Raw genomic sequence first — 8,402 nt, 5'->3', positions numbered from 1 at the left:
GGAGGCCCCTCGTTGAAGGCCGGGTGGTGAGTGCCGGGTGGGAGCGTGGTCGCGTCCGCGCGGGAGACCCCGGCCACGCTCGGAGCCAGCCCCGCCCGGGGTTGCCGCCTATGCGGTGGACTCACCGCGTAGGCCCTGCGCAGATCTTGGACAGTTTCCGTTCGCGCGTAACGGTAACTGTCCAAGATTCACAATTTGGTGGCGCAGACACCGACTGGCCGGCACCCCGGGTGGGGTGCCGGCCAGTCGGTTATACGTGTGTCAGCTGGTCCAGTGCTGAGCGACCAGGTCAGCGGCCTGCTGCTCCCACTGGGCGTAGTGATCCGGGTACGCCGACACCTGAACCTTCTGCGCAGCAGCGGTCAGCGGCATGTCCTTCCACCCGTCAACCTGCTTCAAACCCTTCAGAAACGCCGTGGTCGAGTACTCGGGGTCGGTGATCTGCTCCACCGTGCCCCAACCCGAGGACGGGCGCTGCTGGAACAGGCCCTGCGAGTCGTGGTCGTTACGGTCACCCAGGTGACCCAGGTTCTCCAACTTCGACTCCTGCAAAGCCGTCGCGATGGACACCACCGCGGCACGCTCGTCCATGCCGGTCTTCTTCGTCGCCGCGATGATCGCCTTGACGTTGGCGGTCTGCTCACCGTTGAGGTCGATGCGGGACTGGGCGCCCTGCACACCGTTCGGGATCAACTTGCTCGTGTCCGGCTTGTCGGCCTGCACCGCCGCGACCGACTTACCAGCGGTCACCGCAGCAGCGTCCGCGTGGGCGATCGGACCGGCGAACACACCACCGGCGAAAGCCAGACCAGCAACACCCAGAACACTCTTACGCAGCATCGAATTCATGATCAAAACTCCATTCGGGGGAAGACACGCGCACCAGCACAACCGGGGGAACGGCACACGCGGTCAGCGCCCACAGGCGCGAAAGACCAGAAAGGGGGAAAGAAGAGGAAGAGTTGGCGGGGGGTCGAGCCATCAGGCGACCCACCCCGTCGGCGGAACCATGTCCAACGACCAGCCGGCCGCCAACATTCCCGACCCAGCCAGCCGGCGGCCCGCGCAGGGCGCGAGCGCCTCGCAGCGCCGGGACCATATCCAACGACCGACCGGGCCGGATCATTCCGGCGAACCGCCGGCCACGCTCACACCCACAAGGGCAGGCGGCCCTGCTCGATCAGCCACCCGATACAACGCCCCCACCCCGCCGCCAATTCCCGCCCGAGGATGCCCTCGGCCACGGCCGGAGACCGAACATTCCGGCCGTAACCCGACAGGAATTCCTATAGTGCGTTGCGACCGGAACACCGAAACCCGACAATCCGCTCGGCCGCGGCGGGCTCGACCGGCGGGTCCTTCGAGACGCGGTGACCGGACCGCAGAAAACGGACATCCCACTCGCTCGGATCGGTGACCCGGTTACGGAACCGGACACCGCTTGCCGGCAAGGCGGTGACCGGGAAACAGCAACCGGGGTTCAAGTCACCCCCATGGCGAGACCGGCGCGCGGAGACCGGACGCTCAACCCGGCCGCGGTGCTCGGCGATCGGCGCGTGCTTATCGGCGGTGCAGGTCGCAGGTCCGCTTTCGGCTGCGGTGGGGTTACCCTGACAGCATGCAGGCCGTCTCCCCCACCACGACCGGCGTGGCGTACCTGGCCCGGCCCGGCCGTCCCGCCGTGGTGGCCCGGACGCTGGCCGAGCTGCGCGGGCCCACCCGGGGGGTGGTGGAGTTGCCGGTGCGGCTGATGTGGAGCGCCGACCGCGCCTTCGACCTACGCGACCCCGACCAACTGCTCTGGATGTACGAGAACGTGCTGCGGGAGACCACCAGCGTCGACGACCTGCGCCAGCTCGTCAACGGCCGGACCCTTCGCCGGGTGTGGCGACTGCTCAACCTGCCCCGCAGCGTACGGCTGGCCTGGGAGACCCGGCACCAGGGTCTCCGGTCGGCGTGAGCGAGCGGAGCGAGCGAACCATCCGGCTCAGCAGCATGGCACCTCGCGTCGACGCGGAGCGGTGCGAGGCGGCGGCGGCGTGAGCGGAGCGCATCCGCACGAGTTTTACCGCGAGGTGGCCCGGGTGGCGTTGGCCGTCGCCGGGCCGCACCGCTTCGTACTCGGCGGCGGGGTGGCGTGGGCCGCGCACGGACTGGTCACCCGCCCCACCGAGGATGTCGACCTCTTCGCCGACGTGGAGGGCGCCGCCGCGGCGGCGGCGGCCGGGGTGCGGGCCGCGCTGGAGGCCGCCGGCTTCGAAGTGGTCGACGCGGATCCGGACAGTGACCTCGCCGACCTGTTCGACGGCTTCGACCGGGACATGCGGGACTTCGTGGTCGGTCGGGACGGCCGGCAGATCCGGCTCAGCCTGGCACGACTCGACCGGCACCGCAGCCCGGTGGTGATGATGGACCTCGGGCCGGTGATGGACGTACGGGATCTGATCGCCAACAAGACCGCCGCCCTGGTCAACCGGCGCGAGGTGCGCGACTACATCGACGTGGCGGCCGCCCTGGAGCACCGGGACGTGGCCGAACTGCTGGACCTGGCCCGGCAACTCGACCCGGCCCTGGACGACGAGGACATCCGGGCGGCCGGACGCTACCTGGACCGCATCCCGGACCGCCGGTTCGCCCGCTACGGCCTCGGCCCCGCCGACATCGCCCAGGTTCGGCGGCAGCTGGCCGGCTGGCCACGCTGAGACGCAGCGTCCGCCCGCCAACCATGGGTCCTTCCCTCAAACGGGGCCGGCTGTTGTGGCCACTGTTACCTTCGCTGGTTATGGTGCCGGCGGTGCCCATGAGGCGCCATCAACCGTCTGGAAGGGCAGCAAATGACCCCCTCTCCCACCGGCCCGTCCCGCCGCCAGGTGATCGTCGCCGCGGCTGCGGCGGCCGCCGCACCGCTGGTCACCGCCGCGCCCGCGGCGGCAACCGGCCCGAAGCGGACCTGGGACCTCACCCTGCTCGGTACGTCGGACACCCACGGCAACGTCTACAACTGGGACTACTACCGTGACGCCGAGTACGACGACAGCAGGCAGAACGACGTCGGCGTGGCGAAGCTGGCCACCCTGATCAACCAGATTCGCGCCGAGCGGCGCGGCAAGGCCACCCTGGTGCTCGACGCCGGCGACACGATCCAGGGCACCCCGCTGGCCACGTACTACGCCAAGCAGGAGCCGATCACCGTCACCGGGGAGAAGCACCCGATGGCCCGGGCGATGAACGTCATCGAGTACGACGCGGTGACCCTGGGCAACCACGAGTTCAACTACGGCCTGCCGCTGCTGGACAAGTGGATCCGCCAGCTCGGCTTCCCGGCCCTGGCCGCCAACGCGATCAACGTCGCCACCGGCAAGCCGGCCTTCCTGCCGTACGTCATCAAGAAGGTCTCGCCCGGTTTCGCCGCACCGCCGGTGCGGGTCGGCATCCTCGGCCTGACCAACCCCGGCACCGCGATCTGGGACCGGGCGCACGTCGAAGGCGTGCTGCGCTTCGACGACATGATCGCCACCGCCGCGAAGTACGTGCCGATCATGCGGGACCGGGGCGCGGACATCATCCTCATCTCGGCGCACGGCGGGGACAGCGGCACCTCCAGCTACGGCCCGGAGCTGCCGAACGAGAACCCGACCGCGATGATCGCCGAGCAGGTCCCTGGCATCGACGCGATCCTGTTCGGGCACGCCCACGCGGAGGTGCCCGAGCGGTTCGTGACCAACAAGAGCACCGGCGAGCAGGTGCTGCTCTCCGAGCCGTCGCGGTGGGGTCAGCGGCTGACCCGGATGGACTTCACCCTCATCCGTGAGCGCGGCCAGTGGAAGATCACCAAGAAGTCCGCCGCCCTGCTGAACACCAACACGGTGGTCGAGGACCCCAAGGTCCTGGCCGCGGTCCGGAAACAGCACGAGAAGACCGTCGCGTACGTCAACCAGGTGGTGGCCCGGTCCACGGTGGAGTTGTCGGCCGCCGAGTCCCGCTACCAGGACACCCCGATCCTGGACTTCATCAACCACGTGCAGACCGAGACGGTCAGCGCGGCGCTCGCCGGCACCGCGTACGCGGGGCTGCCCGTGCTGTCGATCGCGGCGCCGTTCAGCCGGACCGCGGTCTTCCCGGCCGGCGACGTGAAGATCCGCGACGTGGCCGGGCTGTACGTGTACGACAACACCCTCGAGGCGGTCGTGCTCAGCGGCGTCGAGGTGCGGGCCTACCTGGAGTACTCCGCGAGGTACTTCCGCATCCACGCACCGGGTGCCCCGGTCAACCCGGACACGATCAGCGACCCGGCGGTGCCGGACTACAACTACGACGCGTTCTCCGGGATCGACTACGACATCGACATCTCCCGCCCGGTCGGCCAGCGGATCACCCGGCTGGTCCTGCCCGGCACCGACACGCCGGTGGCCGACGGCGCGCAGTTCGTGGTGGCGGTGAACAACTACCGGCGCAGCGGCGGCGGTAACTTCCCCGGCATCGTGAAGACCCAGGTGTACAACGCGCAGCAGGAGATCCGCCAGCTGCTCATCGACTGGGCGCAGGCCCGGGGCGCGATCGACCCGGCCGACTTCTTCCAGCCGAACTGGCGCCTGGTCCGCGAGGGCGTCCCGGTCTTCTGACCGTACGAAAGCTGAACCGTACGGAGGCTCAACGAGGAACCCCCAGCTTGAAACGCTGGGGGTTCCTCGTGTCGTCCCGGCGTAGCTGAGCCGCGAGGGCGGTCCCTTCCCACCATCTGGTGTGGGTACATCTGTTGCTGCTCCGGCGACAACGAACGTACCCACCCTGCGGTGTGGCGTCGCCGCAGGACCTCAGGGGTAGCGGAGCGCCCAGCGGTGCGGGTCGTCCGGGTCCGGGCCGTCGCGACGCGGCTCGGTCTCGGTCAGCGGGATCCGCTCCTCAGGGCGCACCGCCGGCGGCAGTTCGCCGAAGCGGACGTGCCGCAGGAAGGCGTATTCGTCGTCGGTGAACGGCAGCCCAGAACTCTCCGTCATGGCCTTCTCCCTCCACGCTCCCCCATTGTCAGCTGCTGCTCGCCATGTGCCGCACAGTTGGGATCACTACCAGTAAGGCGTCCTAGGATCCTGGATGGGTGCCGGTGTGCTCGGCGGCGCCGCACGACGGGACGGCTGGGTGCCGGAAAGGCGCGGGATACCGGTCAGGGCTCGGCGTGGGTGGGCGAGGCACGTCGCCTGGGGAGGCGGTCCACCAGGGCCAGGGCAGCCCGGATCGGCGCCCGCCCGATCACCTCGTCGAAGTCGGCCCGTCCTTGGCAGAAGCGGGCGAACGCCCGCCAGCCCAGCGGCGTGGCCACCAACGCGTGGAAGGCGTCCGGCCGCCAGGAGAAGACGTCGAGCAGCCGGTACCCGGCGCGCATGGCCGGCACCAGCCGTTCGACCACCGCGCTCTGGTAGCCGGCGAGATCGCCGTCGGCGACCGCGTCACCGGCCAGCTCGCCGGAACGCAGCGCGTAGCTGATCCCCTCCCGGGTCCAGGGTTCCAGCAGACCGGCGGCGTCGCCGGCGACCAGCACCCGGCCCCGCCGCAGCGGCGAGTCGTCGGCGCGGCACCGGGTCAGATGCCCCGAGTCGTGGGCCGGTTGCACGCCGGCCAGGCCGAGCCGGTCCACGAACCGGCGCAGATACTCCCGGGTACGCTCCCCCTCGCCCCGGCCGGCGATCACCCCGACGGTCAGTCGGTCGTCTTTCGGGAACACCCAGGCGTACGAGCCGGGCAGCGGGCCCCAGTCCAGCAGCAGCCGGTGCCGCCAGCGGGCCCGCTGTTCCGCCGACACCGGCAACTCCAGCTCCAACCCCAGATCCACCTGCCGGTAGCGCACCCCGACGTGACGCGCAGTGACCCCGGAGGAGCCGTCGGCACCGACGATCGCGCGGGCGCGGACCGTCTCACCGCCGGCCAGCCGCAGGCGTACCACCTCGGGGGTCTGTTCCAGCGCGCGGACCGCGACCTGCTCGCGGACCTCGGCCCCAGCGGACACGGCAGCCGCCCGCAGCCGGTCGTCGAACTCCTCCCGCCGCACCATCGTCACCAGCGGTCCCGCCCCGTGGCGCCGGGTGAAGCCGCGTCGTCCGTCCAGGGTGAAGGTGGCCCGGTCGACCACGTCGCGGGCCGGCACCTCGATCCGCCCGGCCAAGGCGGTGAGCGACGTGCCGATCAACCCGCCGCCGCAGGTCTTGTAGCGAGGATGCGTGGCCCGCTCGATGACCAGCGTGCGCACCCCGCGACGGGCGGCCACGAAGGCGGCGGACAGTCCGGCGGGTCCGCCGCCGATCACCACCAGATCCCAGACGGTCACCGATGCAGCCTAAGAGCGACCGGCAACAGGGCGGTGAAATTGCCGGTCGCTCATAGTCGGCCGGCCCCCAGGGAAGGTCGCGCGGCCCCCGATCGGGCGTGCATCTTCGGCCGCCCAGGGGGTAACCGCGCGGCGCAGACCGCCTGCGACAGGCGGAAGAGCGTGAGGAGGAAACCATGCAGCAGGTGCAGCTGTCGGACGTCGAGGCTCGGGTTTACGACGCGGTGGCGGCCCTGGAGGCGCGGGGACAGGTCCCCTACCCGGACACGATCGCCCAGGAGTGCGGCCTCACCGAGGAGCAGCTGCAGAATCCCCTGCATCTGCTCACCGAGAAGAACCTGCTGCACCGGGAGGACTCGCCGATGGCCGGGCTCGACTTCGGTCCGCGGTTCTGCGCCCAGCAGCTGGCGTGACGGGCGTCGCCGGACGACACCTTCCCCCGCAGGCGGGGTAGCGCGCGATCGACGGGGGACGTGATGGCTCCGGCGGGGACGAAAGGGTCGGCCGACCCCGACGCCTACGACGAGCGGCGACGATGGCAGGCGCTCGCCGTCGGGCTGGTCGCAACGTTCATGACGCTGCTCGACGTGAGCATCGTCAACGTGGCGATCCCGTCGCTGGAACGTGCCCTGCACGCCAACCCCAGCGAACTGCAGTGGGTGCTGTCCGGGTACGCCCTGACCTTCGGGTTGGCGCTGGTGCCGGCGGGACGGTTCGGTGACATCCGTGGCCGGCGCGACGTCTTCGTGTTCGGCATCGCCCTGTTCACGCTGACCAGCGCGCTGGCCGGGCTGGCCCAGTCCCCCGGCTGGCTGGTCGCCGCCCGACTGCTCCAGGGCGCCGCCGCCGGGGTGGTGAACCCGCAGGTGACCGGCCTGATCCAGCAGCTGTTCCAGGGTCCGGCGCGGGCCAAGCCGTTCGGGCTGCTCGGCGCCGTCATCGGCATCTCCACGGCGGTCGGGCCGCTGCTCGGCGGCCTGCTGATCGCCGCCGGCGGGCCGGAGCACGGCTGGCGGTGGGTCTTCTTCGTCAACGTGCCGGTCGGGATCGTCGCGGTGATCCTCGGCTGGCGACTGCTGCCCGGTCGGGTCACGGCCCGGACCGCGCGGCGCCGGCTGGACCCGGTCGGCGTGCTGCTGCTCGGGGCCGGCGTGACGTTGGTGCTGCTGCCGCTGGTGCAGCATGCCCAGTGGCACGGCCCGGCCAAGTGGCTGCTCATCCCCGCCGGCCTGGCCTTGCTGCTCGGCTTCGGGCTCTGGGAACGGTGGTACGCGCGGCAGGGGCCGCCGCTGTTCGACGTACGCCTGTTCAGCCTGCAGTCGTACACACTGGGCTCGCTGATCGCGCTGTTCTACTTCGGTGGGTTCACCGCGATCTTCTTCATCTTCACCCTCTACCTGCAGAACGGGCTCGGCTACAGCGCGCTGGTGGCCGGTCTGGCGGTCACCCCGTTCGCGCTCGGCTCAGCGGTCGCGGCCACCATCGGCGGACGGATCGTGAACCGGTTCGGCCGACCACTGGTCGCCGTCGGGCTGCTGGCCGTGGTGGCCGGACTCGGATTGGTGGCGCTCGCCATCGACCTGCTCCCACACGCCCCCGTGCCCTGGGTGACCGCGGCACCGCTGCTGGTCGCCGGGCTCGGCAGCGGGCTGGTGATCGCCCCGAACCAGACGCTGACCCTGTCGCAGGTGCCCGTCCCTCAAGCGGGCAGCGGTGCGGGCATGCTCCAGACCGGCCAACGCATCGGCTCGGCGGCGGGCATCGCCGCCGTCGGCTCGGTCTTCTTCTCCACCGTGGCCAGCGGCGGCAACGCCTGGACGAAAGCCTTCGAGCGATCGCTGCTGCTCGGCGCCGGGATCGTCGCGCTGGCCCTGCTCGCCGCCCTCCTCGACATCGCCCGCCACCACCGCCAGACCCGCACGCAAGGAAGGGCACCTTCTTAACGCCTGGCGCAGGGGAGGCCCCTCGTTGAAGGCCGGGTGGTGAGTGCCGGGTGGGAGCGTGGTCGCGTCCGCGCGGGAGACCCCGGCCACGCTCGGAGCCAGCCCCGCCCGGGGTTGCCGCCTATGCGGTGGACTCACCG

8 protein-coding genes are annotated in these 8,402 nt (G+C 70.8%); 5 read left to right on the top strand and 3 right to left on the bottom strand.

Annotation, left to right across the window (positions count from 1 at the left end; all coding sequences use genetic code 11):
- Nucleotides 1–261 precede the first annotated feature (261 nt).
- Nucleotides 262–849: a hypothetical protein gene (locus C1I95_RS29420; RefSeq protein ID WP_111218738.1), complete on the bottom strand. Its 588-nt coding sequence runs from the start codon at nt 847–849 to the stop codon at nt 262–264.
- A gap of 769 nt (nt 850–1,618) precedes the next feature.
- Here C1I95_RS29420 and C1I95_RS29415 point away from each other — a divergent pair.
- The 3 genes from C1I95_RS29415 to C1I95_RS29405 all read left to right on the top strand — a co-directional run bounded on the left by C1I95_RS29415 (nt 1,619) and on the right by C1I95_RS29405 (nt 4,622).
- The gene (locus C1I95_RS29415) at nt 1,619–1,960 is read left to right on the top strand and encodes a hypothetical protein (RefSeq protein WP_111218736.1); all 342 of its coding nucleotides are present in this window, start codon (nt 1,619–1,621) and stop codon (nt 1,958–1,960) included.
- Between the two features lie 79 nt (nt 1,961–2,039).
- Nucleotides 2,040–2,702 carry a nucleotidyl transferase AbiEii/AbiGii toxin family protein gene (locus C1I95_RS29410; protein WP_233513965.1) on the top strand — a complete coding sequence of 221 codons (663 nt, stop codon included), beginning with the start codon at nt 2,040–2,042 and terminating at the stop codon, nt 2,700–2,702.
- A gap of 132 nt (nt 2,703–2,834) precedes the next feature.
- The gene (locus tag C1I95_RS29405) at nt 2,835–4,622 is read left to right on the top strand and encodes a bifunctional metallophosphatase/5'-nucleotidase (protein WP_111218734.1); all 1,788 of its coding nucleotides are present in this window, start codon (nt 2,835–2,837) and stop codon (nt 4,620–4,622) included.
- A 192-nt stretch (nt 4,623–4,814) separates the two neighbouring features.
- Here the strand turns inward: C1I95_RS29405 and C1I95_RS29400 are convergent, their stop codons facing one another.
- Together C1I95_RS29400 and C1I95_RS29395 are read right to left on the bottom strand one after the other, a co-directional pair.
- Nucleotides 4,815–4,997 carry a hypothetical protein gene (locus C1I95_RS29400; RefSeq protein ID WP_111218732.1) on the bottom strand — a complete coding sequence of 61 codons (183 nt, stop codon included), beginning with the start codon at nt 4,995–4,997 and terminating at the stop codon, nt 4,815–4,817.
- Nucleotides 4,998–5,161: 164 nt separating this feature from the next.
- On the bottom strand, nt 5,162–6,319 hold the full coding sequence (locus C1I95_RS29395) for a geranylgeranyl reductase family protein (protein WP_111218730.1): 1,158 nt from the start codon (nt 6,317–6,319) through the stop codon (nt 5,162–5,164).
- Nucleotides 6,320–6,495: 176 nt separating this feature from the next.
- Here C1I95_RS29395 and C1I95_RS29390 point away from each other — a divergent pair, with 176 nt between their 5' ends.
- Nucleotides 6,496–6,732, top strand: a complete 237-nt coding sequence (locus C1I95_RS29390; protein WP_111218728.1) for a hypothetical protein — start codon at nt 6,496–6,498, stop codon at nt 6,730–6,732.
- Nucleotides 6,733–6,795: 63 nt separating this feature from the next.
- Nucleotides 6,796–8,262, top strand: coding sequence for an MFS transporter (locus tag C1I95_RS29385; protein WP_111218726.1), 1,467 nt, complete (start codon nt 6,796–6,798; stop codon nt 8,260–8,262).
- Nucleotides 8,263–8,402: the final 140 nt, after the last annotated feature.

This window comes from Micromonospora craterilacus (assembly GCF_003236315.1).
In the GTDB taxonomy this organism is placed as follows: domain Bacteria; phylum Actinomycetota; class Actinomycetes; order Mycobacteriales; family Micromonosporaceae; genus Micromonospora; species Micromonospora craterilacus.
This window is presented reverse-complemented; position numbering and strand designations above follow the sequence as displayed.